At 58.3% G+C, this 16,354-nt stretch carries 18 protein-coding genes; 10 read left to right on the plus strand and 8 right to left on the minus strand.

Features of this window, described 5'->3' with window-relative positions; translation table 11 throughout:
- Positions 1–17: 17 nt before the first annotated feature.
- The 4 genes from FU672_RS22555 to FU672_RS22570 all read right to left on the minus strand — a co-directional run bounded on the left by FU672_RS22555 (position 18) and on the right by FU672_RS22570 (position 2,083).
- On the minus strand, positions 18–197 hold the full coding sequence (locus tag FU672_RS22555; RefSeq protein ID WP_148244893.1) for a GDFGVC terminal motif YodC-like protein: 180 nt from the start codon (positions 195–197) through the stop codon (positions 18–20).
- A gap of 79 nt (positions 198–276) precedes the next feature.
- On the minus strand, positions 277–798 hold the full coding sequence (locus FU672_RS22560; RefSeq protein WP_148244894.1) for a rhodanese family protein: 522 nt from the start codon (positions 796–798) through the stop codon (positions 277–279).
- Positions 799–807: 9 nt separating this feature from the next.
- Positions 808–1,107 (minus strand): ArsR/SmtB family transcription factor, encoded by a 300-nt coding sequence (locus FU672_RS22565; protein ID WP_148244895.1) that lies wholly within the window; start codon positions 1,105–1,107, stop codon positions 808–810.
- A gap of 37 nt (positions 1,108–1,144) precedes the next feature.
- On the minus strand, positions 1,145–2,083 hold the full coding sequence (locus tag FU672_RS22570; protein WP_148244896.1) for a LysR substrate-binding domain-containing protein: 939 nt from the start codon (positions 2,081–2,083) through the stop codon (positions 1,145–1,147).
- Positions 2,084–2,403: 320 nt separating this feature from the next.
- Between FU672_RS22570 and FU672_RS22575 the strand changes: the two genes are divergently transcribed.
- The 7 genes from FU672_RS22575 (at position 2,404) to FU672_RS22605 (ending at position 10,855) form a co-directional block, all read left to right on the plus strand.
- On the plus strand, positions 2,404–3,009 hold the full coding sequence (locus FU672_RS22575; protein ID WP_148244897.1) for an ankyrin repeat domain-containing protein: 606 nt from the start codon (positions 2,404–2,406) through the stop codon (positions 3,007–3,009).
- Positions 3,010–3,115: 106 nt separating this feature from the next.
- A complete protein-coding gene (gene fdrA / locus FU672_RS22580) occupies positions 3,116–4,657 on the plus strand; it encodes an acyl-CoA synthetase FdrA (protein ID WP_148244898.1) in 1,542 nt (513 codons plus the stop codon).
- A complete protein-coding gene (locus tag FU672_RS22585) occupies positions 4,657–6,072 on the plus strand; it encodes a YlbE family protein (RefSeq protein ID WP_187360843.1) in 1,416 nt (471 codons plus the stop codon). The genes fdrA and FU672_RS22585 overlap by 1 nt, the downstream gene beginning before the upstream one ends.
- Before the next feature lie 11 nt (positions 6,073–6,083).
- Positions 6,084–7,664: a xanthine permease gene (locus FU672_RS22590; RefSeq protein WP_148244900.1), complete on the plus strand. Its 1,581-nt coding sequence runs from the start codon at positions 6,084–6,086 to the stop codon at positions 7,662–7,664.
- Positions 7,661–8,617 carry a carbamate kinase family protein gene (locus FU672_RS22595; protein WP_148244901.1) on the plus strand — a complete coding sequence of 319 codons (957 nt, stop codon included), beginning with the start codon at positions 7,661–7,663 and terminating at the stop codon, positions 8,615–8,617. The genes FU672_RS22590 and FU672_RS22595 overlap by 4 nt, the downstream gene beginning before the upstream one ends.
- Position 8,618: 1 nt before the next feature.
- Positions 8,619–9,998 carry an amidohydrolase family protein gene (locus FU672_RS22600; RefSeq protein WP_148244902.1) on the plus strand — a complete coding sequence of 460 codons (1,380 nt, stop codon included), beginning with the start codon at positions 8,619–8,621 and terminating at the stop codon, positions 9,996–9,998.
- Between the two features lie 125 nt (positions 9,999–10,123).
- Positions 10,124–10,855, plus strand: coding sequence for a class I SAM-dependent methyltransferase (locus FU672_RS22605; protein ID WP_148244903.1), 732 nt, complete (start codon positions 10,124–10,126; stop codon positions 10,853–10,855).
- Here the strand turns inward: FU672_RS22605 and FU672_RS22610 are convergent.
- Positions 10,852–11,454, minus strand: coding sequence for a short chain dehydrogenase (locus tag FU672_RS22610; protein WP_148244904.1), 603 nt, complete (start codon positions 11,452–11,454; stop codon positions 10,852–10,854). The genes FU672_RS22605 and FU672_RS22610 overlap by 4 nt on opposite strands.
- A 97-nt stretch (positions 11,455–11,551) precedes the next feature.
- On the opposite strand from FU672_RS22610, the gene FU672_RS22615 reads away from it, so the two are divergent.
- The 3 genes from FU672_RS22615 (at position 11,552) to FU672_RS22625 (ending at position 14,245) form a co-directional block, all read left to right on the plus strand.
- Positions 11,552–12,439 (plus strand): LysR family transcriptional regulator, encoded by an 888-nt coding sequence (locus tag FU672_RS22615; RefSeq protein ID WP_148244905.1) that lies wholly within the window; start codon positions 11,552–11,554, stop codon positions 12,437–12,439.
- A gap of 20 nt (positions 12,440–12,459) precedes the next feature.
- A complete protein-coding gene (locus tag FU672_RS22620; protein ID WP_148244906.1) occupies positions 12,460–13,641 on the plus strand; it encodes an aminotransferase-like domain-containing protein in 1,182 nt (393 codons plus the stop codon).
- 85 nt (positions 13,642–13,726) lie between these two features.
- Complete coding sequence (locus FU672_RS22625) at positions 13,727–14,245, plus strand: DUF6622 family protein (RefSeq protein WP_148244907.1); 519 nt, start codon at positions 13,727–13,729, stop codon at positions 14,243–14,245.
- Between the two features lie 20 nt (positions 14,246–14,265).
- On the opposite strand, the gene FU672_RS22630 is transcribed toward FU672_RS22625, so the two are convergent.
- The 3 genes from FU672_RS22630 to FU672_RS22640 form a co-directional block, all read right to left on the minus strand.
- On the minus strand, positions 14,266–14,613 hold the full coding sequence (locus tag FU672_RS22630; protein WP_148244908.1) for a HigA family addiction module antitoxin: 348 nt from the start codon (positions 14,611–14,613) through the stop codon (positions 14,266–14,268).
- Positions 14,614–14,623: 10 nt separating this feature from the next.
- Positions 14,624–14,923, minus strand: coding sequence for a type II toxin-antitoxin system RelE/ParE family toxin (locus tag FU672_RS22635; protein WP_148244909.1), 300 nt, complete (start codon positions 14,921–14,923; stop codon positions 14,624–14,626).
- Positions 14,924–15,174: 251 nt separating this feature from the next.
- Complete coding sequence (locus FU672_RS22640; RefSeq protein ID WP_148244913.1) at positions 15,175–16,344, minus strand: beta-barrel domain-containing protein; 1,170 nt, start codon at positions 16,342–16,344, stop codon at positions 15,175–15,177.
- Positions 16,345–16,354: the final 10 nt, after the last annotated feature.

The following is a 16,354-nucleotide window of genomic DNA, read 5'->3' on the forward strand; positions in this document are numbered from 1 at the left end:
GCCGCCCGGCTGGCTGTTCAGCAGACGCCGAAATCGCCTTCTTCGGTATATGGCGCCAGATCGGCGGCTTTCAGGGTATATTTTTCGCCTTGCTCATTGCTGGCCTGGACCGCCACAATGCTGTCACCGTTCACTTCGAGCACTTTCAGTTTCGGGCCGCCTTTACGCGGTTGCACAAAATCACCGACAGAAAACATATTACCTCCTCATCGTTTTAGCGATCTTCACCTTAGCCCACGCATGACGCCGGGTACAGCGTATTTCACCGATTACTGCTTATGAGGTACGCCGGTTCCAGGGCATTACCTTGAGCAGTCTCGCCATGCCGCAAAAGCCCGTCACACCGGCGAACAGCAGCCCGGCTCCCGCAAACCCGCTGAGCAGGAAAAAGCCGCTGGAGACGCTATACCCCAGCACCACGCCGCAGAGTATCAACAGTCCGGCGGCTATTTGCACCTGACGCATCAGCGGCAGCGGCTGGGATTTGTCTTCGACGGTCGGCAGCCCGGCCTGCTTCCAGCCCTGAATGCCACCTTCGACCACAAATGCCTGAGCGGGCGCGGCGGCCTGAGCAAGGCGGTCGGCATTCCCCGATGTCCGGGCGCCGGACTGGCAGTGAAAAATCACCGTATCCCCCGCCTGCACGTTAAGATCGCCGGGTAAGGTATCCAGCGGCACGGACCGCGCGGCGGGAATATGCTCGCGGGCGTACTCATCGGCATCACGAATATCAATCAGTTTTGCGCCTTCAGCGACGCGGGCATTGGCCTGGCGCGGTGAAAGAAGGGGAAGTGACATGGCGGCTCCTTACGGGCAATAAAGGGTTTTCAGGGTGCTGATCAGCTGATGTACCGCATCGTTTTTAATGGAATAGAGAATACGCTGCGCGTCGCGGGTGCTGTCGATAAGCCCTTCCTCACGCATGCGCGCCAGATGTTGTGACGTGGCGGAAGGGCTCAGCCCCGTGGCTCGCGCCAGTTCCCCCGCGCTGGTGCCGGGCGCTCCGCACAGGGTGCAGAGGATCAGCAGTCGGCGCGGGTTGCTCATCGCTTTTAAGAGTGTGGCGGCCTGCTCGGCGCTGGCCTGAAGCTGTTCAAGTTCGGTCATGATAGTTTAGCGTTTTCTTAATTAAGTAAACTCTAAACTAATTTGTGGCCTCGCGCCACAGGAGATCGCTATAGATGTGGGTCAGCACCCCCGCAGGGCCAAACTGCTGTTTGATCCACCGCGTGACCTGGCCGGTAGCGGCATGTTGCGTGGCGAGCAGCATACGTGAGTCCTGACGCGGGTTATTAATACGTCGGGTGACCAGCAGCCCCGCGTCTACCGCCTCGCGGGTCATATACTCCGGTAAAAAACCTATCCCTTCGCCCAGGATCTGACACTGACATTTGGTGTTAAAGTCCGGCACCAGAATCGCCTCCTGCCCGTGCAGCAGCCAGCCGACCTTTTTGTTAATGGTGTGCGCGGTATCTTCCACCATGATGTTGGGATACAGGCGTAGCTGGCTCTCCGCTATCGGTTCCGGAGTGAACGCCAGCGGGTGTTCCGGCGCGATGGCAAAGACCCAGCGGATGGCGCCGATCTCGGTGTAATCAATCCCGCCGCCGTCGAGCAGGGTGTCCGGTGCGCCAATCGCGATATTGGCCTGGTTGTTGATGATGGAGTCCCAGACGCCGTTGTACACCTCGGTGGTGACGGTGATCTGACAGGTCGGAAACTGTTTTTTCAACACCTGCAGCAGCCTGGCGGTGTGGCGCGGCGTGTATAAAAGCTGATTAATACAGATACGCACCCGCGCCTCAATACCCTGAGAAATGGTATCTATTCCGCGCTTGATGGCGTGGAAGTCGTTAAGCAGGTCGGTGGCCTTACGATAAAAGTAAAACCCGGACTCGGTCAGCTCGATGCTGCGCGTGCTGCGGACAAACAGCACCACGTCCAGTCCGGTCTCCATGCGCTTAATGGTGTAACTGATGGCGGAGGTCGTCACACCCAGCTCGGCGGCGGCTTTGCTGAAGCTGCCGAAGCGTGCGGCGGTAGTAAAGGCCAGCAGGTTCTCTTCAGTAAAGATGGAATTCATATCTCACTCCCTTCAGCCATCAGTTTTGAACATATTTTAACAGCGTTGTTACAACGCATTTGAAGCCGATCACAGTTCTGACTCTTTGTCGAAAGCCGCACGCAGTAAGGCTTCATCAGGCATAAGCATAATGCTGTCTCGAGCGCTAAAACGCCGGGAAACATAAGAAAAAGGTTGCACAGACGCACGTTTTGACCGGTTTGTTGAATTTACCTCAACAATGAATTGACTGTCGATGAATCATTTTTAAGCGGATTCTTTTATGACCAGGCTGTTGCTATTCTCAGGTCAACAGAAATAAAAACATCAGGAGTCTGAATATGTCTGCAACTGAACTCGTTACTGAATTTCTGCTGGCGGCAGAAGAGGGCAATAGCGATGCGCTAAAAGCCTGCCTGGAGAAAGGTGTGGATATTAACGCCTCCAACCGCCAGAAAAGAACCGCCGTTATTATTGCGAGCCTGAAAAAACATTATGCCTGTGTAGAGTTATTAATTGCCGCCGGGGCGGATATTGATAAACAGGATCAGACCTGCTTTAACCCCTTCCTGATTAGCTGCCTGACCAACGATATCACCCTGCTGCGCCTTGTCCTTCCGGCAAATCCGGATCTCGACCGCCTGACGCGTTTTGGCGGCGTGGGTATTACGCCAGCCAGTGAAAAAGGACACGTGGAGATCGTGCGCGAGCTGCTGGAAAAAACCGATATCAACGTCAACCACACCAACTTTGTTGGCTGGACGCCGCTGCTGGAAGCGATCGTGCTTAACGATGGCGGCGCGAAGCAGCAGGAGATCGTCAAGCTGTTGCTGGATCACGGTGCGAACCCGCACATGACCGACAAATACGGCAAAACCCCGCTCGAACTGGCGCGGGAAAAAGGCTTCGATGCGATAGCAGACCTGCTGCTGGCGGCGGGCGCATAACGTATTCGGCCAGCCTTTTCCGGCTGGCCGCTAATTAAAACGCATTTTTACCGACGTGCATTTTGCACGACGGCGGCCCCCTTTTATCCGCAAACAGGTGCAAATAATGCCAACGAAAATCGTCATAAAAAAGAACACGTATTTCGATTCGGTTTCATTAATGTCCGTTTCCACCAAAGCCAATAAATTGCCGGGCGTCGAGCAGGCGTTTGTCGCCATGGCGACGGAAATGAATAAAGGCGTATTAAAAAACCTCGGGCTATTAACGCCAGAATTAGCGGAAGCCAAAAACGGCGACCTGATGATCGTTATTAAAGGTGACGCGGCGAATGATGAAACGCTGGCGGCCATCGAAGCGCTGTTCACGCGTAAAGAGAGCGCAGGCTCCCATGAGGCGCGCTACGCCACGATTGCCAGCGCCAAAACCCATCGGCCTGACGCAAACCTTGCGGTGATTTCCGTCAACGGCACCTTCGCCGCCCGTGAAGCGCGCCAGGCGCTGGAAAACAATCTCAACGTGATGCTCTTCTCCGATAACGTGTCGCTCGACGACGAGCTGGCGCTGAAACAGCTCGCGCACCAGAAAGGGCTGCTGATGATGGGGCCGGACTGTGGCACCGCCATTATTAACGGCGCGGGATTGTGCTTTGCCAACGCGGTACGTCGCGGGCCGATTGGCATCGTCGGCGCTTCCGGCACCGGTAGCCAGGAGCTGAGCGTGCGCATTCACGAATTCGGCGGCGGCGTGTCGCAGCTGATTGGCACCGGCGGGCGCGATCTCAGCGAGAAGATCGGTGGCCTGATGATGCTCGACGCCATTGAGATGCTGGAGGCCGACGAGGGTACCCAGGTGATTGCGCTGATCTCGAAGCCATCGGCCCCTGCGGTGGCGGAGAAAGTGCTGGCACGCGCCCGCGCCTGCCGTAAGCCTGTGGTTGTCTGCTTCCTTGGCCGCAATGAACCGCCCGCCGATGAAGACGGGCTGCAGTTTGCGCGTGGCACCAAAGAGGCGGCCCTGAAAGCCGTGCTGCTTACCGGCATCAAAAAAGAGACCCTTGATCTGCATCCGCTTAACTGGCCATTGATTGAAGAGGTGCGCGCCCGCCTGACCCCGCAGCAGAAGTATATTCGCGGCCTGTTCTGCGGCGGCACCCTGTGCGACGAAGCCATGTTCGCGGCGCTGGAGAAATTCGATGACGTCTACAGCCATATCCAGCCGGATCCCACGAAACGTCTGACAGATATCAACGTCAGTAAAGCCCACACCTTCCTCGACTTTGGCGACGACGATTTCACCAACGGCAAGCCGCACCCGATGATCGACCCGACCAACCGCATCAGCCGACTGCTGCAGGAGGCTCGCGATCCGGACGTAGGCGTCATCGTGATGGACTTCGTGCTGGGCTTCGGCGCGCACGACGACCCGGTGGGAGTGATGATCGACGCTATCAAAGAGGCGCAGGCCATCGCGAAGGCCGATCGTCGTCCGCTTGAGATCCTCGGATACGTGCTCGGTACCGACCAGGATCCCCAGTCGCTGGCACAGCAGTGTCAGCTGCTGACCGACGCTGGCGTTATCTGGGCCAGCAGCAGCACCAACACCGGATTACTGGCACGTGAATTTGTCTGCAAAGGGGAGAAAGCATAATGACGACCTTATTCAACCAGCCGCTGAACGTGATTAACGTCGGCATTGCGATGTTCAGCGACGATCTCAAAAAGCAGCACGTTCCCGTCACCCGACTCGAGTGGACGCCGCCGGGGCAGGGCAATATGCAGGTCGTTGAAGCGCTCGATCAGCTGGCGGAAAAACCGCTGGCGGAGAAAATCGCCGCCGCTAACCAAATCGCCCTTGAGCGCATTATTCAGTCTCATCCGGTGCTGGTGGGCTATGACCAGGCCATTAACGTTGTGCCGGGCATGACCCGCACCACCATTCTGCACGCCGGTCCGCCCGTCTCCTGGGAAAACATGTGCGGGGCGATGAAGGGCGCGGTCACCGGGGCGCTGGTGTTTGAAGGGCTGGCGAAAGATCTGGATGACGCGGCAAAGCTGGCAGCTTCAGGGGAGATCACCTTTTCGCCGTGCCACGAGCACGACTGCGTAGGCTCGATGGCGGGCGTCACCTCCGCCTCGATGTTTATGCACATCGTTGAAAACAAAACCTACGGCAACCGCGCCTTCACCAACCTCAGCGAGCAGATGGCGAAGATCCTGCGTATGGGGGCCAATGACCAGAGCGTGATCGACCGCCTGAACTGGATGCGCGACGTCCTCGGCCCGATGCTGCGCGATGCGATGAACATCATCGGTGAAATCGATCTTCGCCTGATGCTGGCCCAGGCGCTGCACATGGGCGACGAGTGCCATAACCGCAACAACGCGGGCACCACGCTGCTTATTCAGGCGCTGACGCCGGGGCTGATTCAGGCGGGCTATCCGGTAGAGCAGCAGCGCGCGGTCTTCGAGTTTGTCGCCAGCAGCGACTACTTCTCCGGCCCGACGTGGATGGCGATGTGTAAGGCCGCGCTGGACGCTGCTCACGGCATTGAATACAGCACCGTCGTCACCACCATGGCGCGTAACGGCTACGAGTTCGGCCTGCGCATCTCCGGCCTGCCAGGGCAGTGGTTCACCGGCCCGGCGCAGCAGGTGATTGGCCCGATGTTCGCAGGTTATAAACCGGAAGACTCCGGGCTGGACATCGGCGACAGCGCCATCACCGAAACCTACGGCATCGGCGGCTTTGCGATGGCGACGGCCCCGGCGATTGTTGCCCTGGTGGGCGGCACGGTGGAGGAAGCCATCGACTTCTCCCGTCAGATGCGTGAAATCACCCTCGGCGAAAACCCAAACGTCACCATTCCGCTGCTCTCGTTTATGGGTATTCCGACCGCCATCGACATCACCAAAGTCGCAGGCAGCGGCATTCTGCCGGTCATTAATACCGCCATTGCCCATAAAGACGCGGGCATTGGCATGATTGGGGCGGGCATCGTTCACCCGCCGTTTAGCTGTTTTGAAAAGGCGCTGTTGACCTTCCGCGATCGCTACTTTTTATAAGGCAAGCATCCATGAAAAACATGAAACTGGAGTGGAAAAGAGGTGACTGGGCGGCCTATTTCGGGTTGATGACCAACAACCTGACCAATTTGCTGACCATGATGGGGCTGCTCATTTTTGTCGTCGGCATCCCGAAGGAGATTGTTTATGGACGCATCGCACCGGCCTTCGGGCTGGCGGTGCTGGTCGCGAGTATTTGCTACGCCTGGTTCGGCATGCAGATGGCGCGCGCCACCGGTCGTACGGATGTGACCGCGCTGCCGTCTGGCCCGAGCGCACCGTCAATTTTTACCGTGACCTTCCTGGTGCTGATGCCGGTTTATCAGCAAACGGGTGACGCGGAGTTCGCGATCCAGATTGGCCTGGTGTGGTGCTTCGTGGAAGCGATGATCCTCGCAGGCGGTTCGTTCCTCGGTGAAACCATCCGCAAGATGATCCCGCGTACCGTGCTGCTGTCGTGCCTCTCTGGCCTTGGCCTGCTGCTGCTGGCGATGAACCCGATGCTCCAGGCGTTCGAAGCGCCGACCGTGTCATTTATCGTGCTGCTGCTGATCTTCATTAACTGGTTTGGCAAAAAGCCGATTTTCGCCCGTATCCCGACCGGCCTGCTGCTGCTGATCGCCGGTACCGCACTGGCGTGGATCTCCGGCCTGCAAAGCCCGGAAGCGATTAAAGCGTCCATGTCATCATTCGGCTTTAACCCGCCGCAGGTGCACGTGGAAGGCTTCCTGCAGGGGCTGCCGCACGCGCTGCCGTATCTGGCGTCTGCCGTACCGCTGGGGCTGGCAAACTACATCTTTGACCTGGAGAACATCGAAAGCGCCCATGCGGCGGGGGATGCGTACCCGACGCGTAAGGTGATGCTGGCGAACGGTCTGGCCTCCATGCTCGGCTGCCTGATGGGTAACCCGTTCCCGGTGACGGTCTACGTCGGCCACCCTGGCTGGAAAGCGATGGGTGCGAGCATCGGCTATACGCTGGCTTCCGGCGTGACCATGTTCATCGTGCCGCTGTTCGGGCTGGGGGCCTTTATGCTCGCCATCATTCCGATGACTGCCATCGTGCCGATTCTGGTGTTTATCGGCGTCGTCACCGCCAACCAGGTGGTAAGGGAAACGCCCAAAGTGGAAGTGCCCGTGATCTTTATCTGTCTGTTCCCGTGGATCGCCAACTGGGCGCTGACCATGATGAACAGCGTGATGGGCGCGGCGGGCACCAGCGCGGCCAAAATCGGTACGGACGTGCTGCACAGCAAAGGGATCTACTACGAGGGATTAGTCCATCTGGGGAACGGCGCACCGCTTGCCAGCATGCTGTGGGGCTGTATCGCCATCTTTGCCATCATCAACAAACCGCTGCGGGGTGCTGTTGCGGCGGCCGTCGGTGCGTTGCTGGCGCTGTTCGGCGTGATCCACGCCCCGGTGGTGGGCTTCGCCGAAGGCAGTTCGCTGATGTTCGTCACCGCGTATCTGATGATGGGCGGCATGTTTGTGGTGAAGCATGTGCTGGATATCTCTGTTAATCCCCCTCTCCCTGTGGGAGAGGGCCGGGGTGAGGGCACCAGAACGCACCTTCTAAAGGAAACAAAATGAAAGAGCTTATGGTCGTCGCCATTGGCGGCAATAGCATTATCAAAGACAACGCCAGCCAGTCGGTTGAGCATCAGGTGCAGGCGGTAAAAGCGGTGGCAGAGTCGGTGCTGGAGATGCTGGCATCCGACTATGACATCGTGCTCACCCACGGCAACGGCCCCCAGGTGGGGCTGGATCTGCGCCGCGCCGAAATCGCCCACGAGCGGGAAGGACTGCCGTTAACGCCGCTGGCGAACTGCGTCGCCGATACCCAGGGCGGCATCGGCTACCTGATCCAGCAGGCGCTCAACAATTGCCTGGCCGCACGCGGGGAGCAAAAAGCGGTCACGGTCGTCACGCAGGTGGAGGTGGATAAAAACGATCCCGGCTTTACGCATCCAACGAAACCGATCGGCGCGTTTTTCAGCGAGGCGCAGCGCGATGAGCTGCAGCGCACACACCCGGACTGGCGTTTTGTTGAGGACTCCGGTCGTGGCTATCGCCGCGTGGTGGCTTCACCCCAGCCGCTGCGGATTGTCGAGGCGGATGCCATTAAGACGCTGACGCAAAAAGGATACGTGGTGATCGGCGCGGGCGGCGGCGGGATCCCGGTCGTGCGCGGTGAGCAGGGGGATTACCAGAGCGTCGACGCGGTGATTGATAAAGATCTCTCCACCGCGCTGCTGGCGCGCGAGATCGGTGCCGACGTGCTGGTGATCACCACCGGCGTGGAAAAGGTGTGCGTTAACTTCGGCAAGCCAGACCAGCAGGCGCTGGACACCGTCAATGTGGCGCAGATGACGCGCTACAGGGAGGAAGGCCACTTCCCGGCGGGCAGCATGCTCCCCAAAATCGTCGCTTCGCTGGAGTTTTTACACCACGGCGGCAGGCGGGTGATCATCACCTCGCCGGACTGCCTGCCCGCCGCGCTGCGCGGGGAAACCGGCACCCATATTGTTAATGAAGGAAAATAAGATGAGTGAAAATAAAAGCCGCCGCGAGTTCATCAGCCAGAGCGGTAAAATGGTCACCGCCTGTGCGCTGTTTGGCGCGAGCGGATCCGTCGCGTATGCTGCGGATACCGCAAAACCCGCCTGCGAGACCGGTAAACCGATGAACATCACTGCGAAACATTACTATCTGGACAACGTGCTGCTCGAAGCCGGGTTTAATTTCGACGGCAGCGTGGCAACAGGCACTCGCACCGAGCTGAAAACGCTGGAGATTAAGGACGGAAAAATTGTCGCCCTGCGCGATAACAACAGCCACGCCGACGCCACGCTGCCGCACTATGATGCGGGCGGCAAGCTGATGCTCCCGGCGATGCGCGACATGCACATCCACCTCGATAAAACCTTTTACGGCGGCCCGTGGCGCGCCCTGAACCGTCCGGCGGGTACCACCATTCAGGACATGATCCGCCTTGAGCAGAAGCTGCTGCCGGAGCTACAGCCCTACACCCAGGAACGTGCGGAAAAGCTGATCGACCTGATCCAGTCGAAAGGCTCCACCATCGCCCGCAGCCACTGCAACATAGAACCGGTTTCCGGCCTGAAAAACCTGGAAAATTTGCAGGCGGTGCTGGCGCGCCGCAAAGCTGGTTTTGACTGCGAAATCGTCGCCTTCCCGCAGCACGGTCTGCTGCTGTCGAATTCCGAAAAGCTGATGCGCGAGGCGATGCAGGCGGGGGCGCACTACGTGGGCGGGCTGGACCCAACCAACGTCGACGGCGCCATGGAGAAATCCCTCGATACCATGTTCCAGATTGCGCTGGATTACGACAAAGGGGTGGACATTCACCTGCACGAAACCAGCCCGGCAGGCGTGGCGGCGGTGAATTACATGGTCGAAACCGTGGAGAAAACGCCGGAGCTGAAGGGCAAGCTGACCATCAGCCACGCCTTCGCGCTGGCGACGCTCAACGAGCAGCAGGTGGATGAGATCGCCACCCGCATGGCGGCGCAGCAGGTGATCATCGCCTCCACCGTGCCGATTGGCACCCTGCATATGCCGCTGAAGCAGCTGCGTGAGAAAGGCGTGTTTGTGATGACGGGGACCGACAGCGTGATCGACCACTGGTCGCCGTACGGTCTGGGAGACATGCTGGAAAAAGCGAATCTTTACGCTCAGCTCTACATCCGCCCCAACGAGCAGACGCTCTCCCGCGCGCTCGGTATCGCCACCGGCGACGTGCTGCCGCTAAACGACAAAGGCGAGCGCGTGTGGCCAAAAGCGCAGGACGACGCCAGCTTTGTGCTGGTGGAGGCCTCCTGCTCCGCCGAGGCCGTGGCGCGCATTTCTCCGCGCACCGCAACGTTCCATAAGGGCAATCTGGTCTGGGGCTCGGTAGACTAATGTGGTGCCGGGTGGCGCTGCGCTTACCCGGCCTACGGTTCGGAGATTTTGTAGGTCGGGTAAGGCGAAGCCGCCACCCGACAATGCAGTATACTGCTATGCACATTCTTAAAGAGGGATCTGCCATGGCACAAAACATCTACGACAATCCGGCATTTTTCCAAGGCTACGCCCAGCTTCCACGCTCGGTACAGGGTCTGGACGGTGCGCCGGAGTGGCCTGCGCTTAAGGCCATGCTGCCGGATTTAACCGGCAAATCGGTTGTCGATCTCGGCTGCGGCTATGGCTGGTTCTGCCGCGCGGCGCGCGAGCTGGGCGCTACTGACGTCACGGGGGTCGATATCTCCGAAAAGATGCTCGCCCGCGCAGCGGAGCTTACCGCTGACCCACAGATTCACTATCAGCGTAGCGATCTGGAATCTCTCAAGCTCAACGAGAACAGCCTCGATCTGGTCTATAGTTCGCTGGCGCTGCACTACCTGCCGGAGCTGGATACGTTATTCGCCAGGGTTCAGCGCGCGCTCAAACCCGGCGGCAGCCTGGTCTTTTCGATGGAGCACCCGATATACACCTGCGCCACCCGTCAGGGCTGGCTGACTGACGACAGCGGCGAGCGGTTCTGGGGCGTGAACCATTATCAGGACGAAGGCAAGCGCGTCAGCAACTGGCTGGCGGACGGAGTGGTTAAATACCACCGCACGCTGGGCACCACGCTTAACGCGCTGATCAAGGCCGGATTAACGATAAGCGAAGTCAATGAGTGGGGGCCAGCGCAGGCGCAGATTGACGCCTGGCCCGCACTGGCCGAAGAGGCAGAGCGCCCGATGCTGGTGCTGATCGCCGCCCGTAAGGCTTAATAACCCACCTTATACACCCGCCCGCTCTGCACGCCTTCCACGCTGCGGCGGTAGGCCTGCGCCACGGTCGCGGCGGGAACGCTCTCAAAGCCTGGGAAGAAGCCGTCGTACGTTTCGACGGATTCGGTGAGTACCGTTGGGCTAATCAGGTTGATGCGGATCCCACGCGGCAGTTCGCAGGCTGCGGCGCGGACAAACCCTTCCAGCGCCGCATTTACCGTGGTGGCATTTACGCCCTGCGCAATCGGCTCGTGCGCCACAATTCCGCTTATCAGCGTGATCGAGCCGCCTTCGTTCAGATAATGCTGGCCGGTCAGCGCCAGACGCACCTGCCCGAGCAGTTTATCCTGCAGGCCCTGATTGAAGTCACTGTCTTTCATGGTCGCGAGCGGGCCAAAGTGCAGGCCGCCGCTGGCGGACACAATGGCATCCACCGGGCCGATTTTCTCAAACATCGCCTGCACGCTCGCCTGCGAGGTGATATCCACCTGATAGTCGCCCTGCGTGCGGCCGACGCGGATCACCTCGTGACGACGACCCAACTCTTCTGTTACTGCGCGACCGACCGTACCGCTGGCACCAATAATGACGATTTTCATAGCAGACTCCTTAGGTTGTGAGCCTTCATTCTTTAATAAAACAAAAGTCAGATAAACTGGGATAAAGTTAGAAGATTGCTAACCAGGAGTTTGGAATATGGATAAGCTTCGCAGCATGGAGACGTTTATTGCCGTGGTTGAAAGCGGCAGTTTTACCGGTGCGGCGGCACGGCTGGAGATGTCGGCGGTGATGGTGGGGAAGTACGTTGCGCTGCTGGAATCACAGCTTGGTACCCGCCTGCTGGAGCGTAACACGCGACGCCAAAGCCTGACCGACGCTGGACGGGTCTATTTTGACGAGGCGAAGCGGGTGCTGGAGCAGGTCGCGATTGCCGAGAGCGCGGTGGAACGCCTGCGTGCCGCACCGTCTGGCACCCTGCGAGTGACGGCGCCCACCTCGTTTGGCGGCAGTGCGATCGCGCCGCTCACGGCCTCTTTTTTACAACGCTATCCGGAGGTGCGCATTGAGCTGGATCTGACCAACCGGATGGTGGATCTGGTGGAGGAGGGTATCGATCTGGCCATTCGTATTGGCGATATTCACAACGACGATCTGGTGGCGAAATACCTCTGTCCTTACCGGATGGTGATCTGCGCCGCGCCGGACTATCTGGCGCGCTACGGTACGCCGCAAACGCCTGCCGATCTGGTGGATCATCTCTGTCTGTCCCACAGCGTGTGGACCGCACGCAACGAGTGGCGGCTGCCGGGTGTCGAAGGTGAAGTGCGCTGGAAGCGGGATGCGGTTTTAAGATGCAACGACGGTTACGGGCTGCGGATGGCCGCAAGAGCCGGGGCGGGGCTGCTGCTGCAGCCGGAAGTGCTGGTGGCGGAAGAGCTGGAAAGCGGCAGGCTGGTGCGGGTGCTGGAGGAGTATATTCCGGCGCCGAGACCCGTGCATTTACTGTGGCGCCAGGATTTACGACCGCTCCCTAAGCTTACGGAATTTATCGCCCATATTCTGCTAAGATTGGGCACACTATAAAAAAAGAAGGTAAGCAAAGAATGTCTGTGAATAAACTCGCCAGCAGCGCGCAGGGCCTGCAATCATCTGCCATCCGTGAATTATTAAAACATAGCAAAATGGCAGGCGTCATTTCGCTGGGTGGGGGTATTCCTAACCCAGCCTTGTTCGATCACGAAGGCCTGAAAATTGCCGCTGATGCCGTATTATCACAGCATTTTGGAGAGGCCTTTCAGTATGGTCTGACCGAAGGTGTGCCAGGGCTGCGTGAAGAAATTCAGCATATTTGTGAAGGGCGCGGGATCCGCTGCAAGGCGGATGATGTAGTCGTGACCTCCGGTTCACAGCAATCGCTCGACGTGCTGGCGCGTGCATTAATTAATCCGGGCGATACCGTTGTGGTTGAGCGTCCAACCTATCTGGCGGCACTGCAGGTATTTGGCCTGGCGCAGGCAAATTTTGAATCCGTTGGCACCGATGGCGACGGAATGAACGTCGACGAACTCGAAGCACTGGTGGCAAATAAGCCGATTAAAGCGGTTTATATTGTCCCGACATTTGGCAACCCTGGTGGGGTAACCCTTTCTGAGGCGCGTCGTAAACAGCTGGTGGAATTATCGAAGCGCTATGACTTCGTCATTATTGAAGACGATCCGTACAGCGAAATTAATTATACCGATGAAGTCTTCCGCCCGTTAATTGCCCATGCCAAAGATATCGGCAATGAGGAGAACGTGGTGTATACCTCAACCTTCTCTAAAATTCTCGCGCCGGGGACTCGCGTAGGCTGGGTGCTGGTGCCGGAATGGCTGAAGCGCGCGGTAGTGAACCTTAAGCAAACCACCGATCTGCACACCAGCACGCTGTCGCAGCTGATGACGTATGAGTACCTGAAAACCGGTCGTCTGCCCGATCAGATTAAAATGATCCGCGAAGCCTATCGCCAGAAATACCAGACGTTTGCAACAGAACTGGAGGCCGAGCTGGGCGAAGTGATGTCGTTCCACAAGCCGAAGGGCGGCATGTTCCTGTGGGCGAGAATGAATAATGGTAGTAATACCACCCGCTGGCTTGAAAAAACGTTAAGCAACGGCGTAGTATTTGTGCCTGGCGAGTTTTTCTACTGCAATGAGCCAGACTCAACGACGCTGCGTATGTCATTTGTGACGCCAACGGATGAAGATCTGAAAGAGGCGGTTCAACGCCTGAAAAAATCGCTCTAAAAGACCTGCGCATAATGGCATTCCTGCCGTTATGCGCAATACGCGTTCAGGGCGGCACGGGCCGCTATCGTCCATGGTGAGTTCCATGTTTGAATTTCTGATCGGTGTCGTTACGCACACGCCCGTCTGGGTGTGGGTGCTGTTTATCTTCCTCATCTCTCGCGGCATTAAAGCCCGCAGACCCGCCACCGTTACGCTGGAGAGGCTTGCCATCATTCCGGCGATCTTTCTTATCTGGGATATTTACGATCTGGTGGTCTACCGCACGCTAACCCCCGGGACTGTCGCATTGTGGACGGCTGGGATCCTTGCCGGGGCCGCGCTGGGGTATTTCCTGATTAAGCAGGCGGTTATCACCCGCGCAGATGCGCCGCGCACCCTTTTCCGCCAGGCAGACTACACCGCGCTGCCGTTTATGATGCTGGCGTTTGGGGTGAAGTACGTGCTGGGCGTGATGAGCGCGGTCTCTCCCCAGACGATGCAGCAGCCCGCCATGAGCGCGCTGGCGATCGTTTCCGGCGGCGTGTTTGCCGGCGTGTTTATCGGGAAGTTTGCGCGCTATGTTGGGGTGTATAACCGCGCCACCCCGCGCCCGGCGGAGTGAGATCTCCGCGCCGGTTCGGGTCAGGCAACGTCCGGCTGGCCAGATTTTCGCTTAGCCATCACTTCCACAACAGTCTTTATACGGCTCAACTCCTCCTGCGTCCTGGAGTTAGATTGCGCTTCCCAGATATCGACGTTCAGTTGTAAGTTCAGCCAAAATTCAATAGTGGTATCAAAGGCTTTTGCCAGTTTGATCGCCATATCGGCAGTAAGCTTGCGATTATTATTGACCAGCGCGCTGATGGTGTTGCGGTGAACATTGAGCATCTCCGCCAGATCGCTGATTTTCAGATTGAGCGGTTCAAGATACTCATACTGCAACACGTCGCCCGGCGTGGTGGGTTTGCGGAGTGCCTGTTGAAGTGTCATAGGTGATGCCTCATTTGTGTTGCGTGTACTTGTGTGGAGAGAGGTAGAGATCTTCTGCTTTACCCTCTGTCCAGCGAAATACGAGCCTGTATTGCCTGTTTACCCGGATTGAGGAATATCCCTTCAACGGAGGATTCAATGCTTCATACATATTGCCCGGTGGCGATCGCAAATCCCCGTGCGAGGTTGCTGCCTTGATGATATCGAGCTTTCTCGCAAGCGCTGTTTCCAGATTTGAAGGAATAACATTGCTCGATCTGCCGTAAAGAAAAAAATCCTCAAGCCATTGATCCCGAAAATGATTAATCATAATGCTGGTGAGCTCCAGTCCATGAAGCTGAGTGAATGATAATGCACCCCTGCACTGTGCGCAAGTGCGTTTCTGTCTGCGGTTAATATTACCTGGGCAATGGCTGAAGGGAAGTGGGATGCATGACTAAAGGTTAATTCTCCGGGGTGGGTTCCAATTCTGGCGTGCGGTTTAATACCCGGCGGCGCTGCGCTAGCACGGGCCTACGGGAATGTAGGCCGGGTAAGGCGAAGCCGCCACCCGGCGATTGACTACCGCTCCCGCAGCGCCTCCTTCGCTCGGTTAAATGGCTTGATCAGATAATCCAGCACCGTTTTCTCTCCGGTCTTAATGTCCACCGTCGCAATCATCCCCGGCACAATCGAAAAGTGCCTGCCCGCCTTATTCACCAGATAATCCTGGCTGGTGCGGATGAACACCCGGTAATAGAACACTTCCGGCTTGGCTTCGTCCTGGATGGTGTCCGGGGATATCGTCTCCACCACCCCGTGCAGCCCGCCGTAAATGGCGTAATCGTAGGCGGTGATTTTGACCAGCGCCTCCTGGTTCGGGTGGATAAAGGCGATATCGCGCGGCGACAAGCGGGTTTCAATTAGCAGGTGATCGTCCACCGGCACAATCTCCATCAGCTCGCCGTTGGGCGGGATGACGCCACCGATGGTGGTGACCTTGATGTTTTTCACGATCCCGCGCACCGGGGATTTTACCGTCAGACGGGTGACAGAATCCTGGCGGCCCTTGAGGATCGCCGAAACCATATCCACCTCCGCGTTGGCTTTGGATAACGCCTCCCGGGCCTGGACGTAATACTGCGAGCGCACGTCGGTGAGCTTCAGCTCCAGGTCACTTTTCTGCCGCTGCAGGCGCAGTACCTCCACGTGGCTGGCGGCACCGGTTTTGACCAGCCTTTGGGTGATGGCCAGCTCCTTATTGGCGAGGTCTAACGCGGCGCGCAGCTCCCGCTGGGTATCCTCCAGCTGCGCGCGGCGGGAGTTGTACAGCCGCGTTTCGTCAGCAATCAGACTCGGCCATTTTGCCAGCGAAGGGGGGAACTTGAGCGGGAGATCGTTCACCTCGGCGTACAGGCGGGCGCTGGAGGCCAGTGAAGCCCGGTAGCGCGCCGCGCTTTCGCCGACGTTCGATTCGGAACGCGTCGGATCAAGCCGCGCCAGCACCTGCCCGGCCTGCACCTGATCCCCTTCGTGGACGTTCAGCTCGGTGAGGATCCCGCCGTCGAGAGACTGTAAGACCTGTTCGCGCGAGCTGGGGATCACTTTACCCGAGCCGGTTGACACCTCATCCAGCACGCCAAACCATGCCCAGACGCCCAGCACCACAAACATCAGCAGCGAGAAGATCACGATCCGGCGCGCGCCGGTGTAGCCGCTTTCGGAGTCGAGGGCGTTATCCAGATCGTCCATTGCCGCCACG

It is taken from the genome of Enterobacter asburiae, assembly GCF_008080435.1.
GTDB classification, from domain to species: domain Bacteria; phylum Pseudomonadota; class Gammaproteobacteria; order Enterobacterales; family Enterobacteriaceae; genus Enterobacter; species Enterobacter asburiae_C.

Bases quoted from the DNA above. Each gene is read 5' to 3' on its own strand.
- FU672_RS22555 (WP_148244893.1), bottom strand. From the start codon at position 197: ATGTTTTCTGTCGGTGATTTTGTGCAACCGCGTAAAGGCGGCCCGAAA.
- FU672_RS22560 (WP_148244894.1), bottom strand. From the start codon at position 798: ATGTCACTTCCCCTTCTTTCACCGCGCCAGGCCAATGCCCGCGTCGCT.
- FU672_RS22565 (WP_148244895.1), bottom strand. From the start codon at position 1,107: ATGACCGAACTTGAACAGCTTCAGGCCAGCGCCGAGCAGGCCGCCACA.
- FU672_RS22570 (WP_148244896.1), bottom strand. From the start codon at position 2,083: ATGAATTCCATCTTTACTGAAGAGAACCTGCTGGCCTTTACTACCGCC.
- FU672_RS22575 (WP_148244897.1), top strand. From the start codon at position 2,404: ATGTCTGCAACTGAACTCGTTACTGAATTTCTGCTGGCGGCAGAAGAG.
- fdrA (WP_148244898.1), top strand. From the start codon at position 3,116: ATGCCAACGAAAATCGTCATAAAAAAGAACACGTATTTCGATTCGGTT.
- FU672_RS22585 (WP_187360843.1), top strand. From the start codon at position 4,657: ATGACGACCTTATTCAACCAGCCGCTGAACGTGATTAACGTCGGCATT.
- FU672_RS22590 (WP_148244900.1), top strand. From the start codon at position 6,084: ATGAAAAACATGAAACTGGAGTGGAAAAGAGGTGACTGGGCGGCCTAT.
- FU672_RS22595 (WP_148244901.1), top strand. From the start codon at position 7,661: ATGAAAGAGCTTATGGTCGTCGCCATTGGCGGCAATAGCATTATCAAA.
- FU672_RS22600 (WP_148244902.1), top strand. From the start codon at position 8,619: ATGAGTGAAAATAAAAGCCGCCGCGAGTTCATCAGCCAGAGCGGTAAA.
- FU672_RS22605 (WP_148244903.1), top strand. From the start codon at position 10,124: ATGGCACAAAACATCTACGACAATCCGGCATTTTTCCAAGGCTACGCC.
- FU672_RS22610 (WP_148244904.1), bottom strand. From the start codon at position 11,454: ATGAAAATCGTCATTATTGGTGCCAGCGGTACGGTCGGTCGCGCAGTA.
- FU672_RS22615 (WP_148244905.1), top strand. From the start codon at position 11,552: ATGGATAAGCTTCGCAGCATGGAGACGTTTATTGCCGTGGTTGAAAGC.
- FU672_RS22620 (WP_148244906.1), top strand. From the start codon at position 12,460: ATGTCTGTGAATAAACTCGCCAGCAGCGCGCAGGGCCTGCAATCATCT.
- FU672_RS22625 (WP_148244907.1), top strand. From the start codon at position 13,727: ATGTTTGAATTTCTGATCGGTGTCGTTACGCACACGCCCGTCTGGGTG.
- FU672_RS22630 (WP_148244908.1), bottom strand. From the start codon at position 14,613: ATGACACTTCAACAGGCACTCCGCAAACCCACCACGCCGGGCGACGTG.
- FU672_RS22635 (WP_148244909.1), bottom strand. From the start codon at position 14,923: ATGATTAATCATTTTCGGGATCAATGGCTTGAGGATTTTTTTCTTTAC.
- FU672_RS22640 (WP_148244913.1), bottom strand. From the start codon at position 16,344: ATGGACGATCTGGATAACGCCCTCGACTCCGAAAGCGGCTACACCGGC.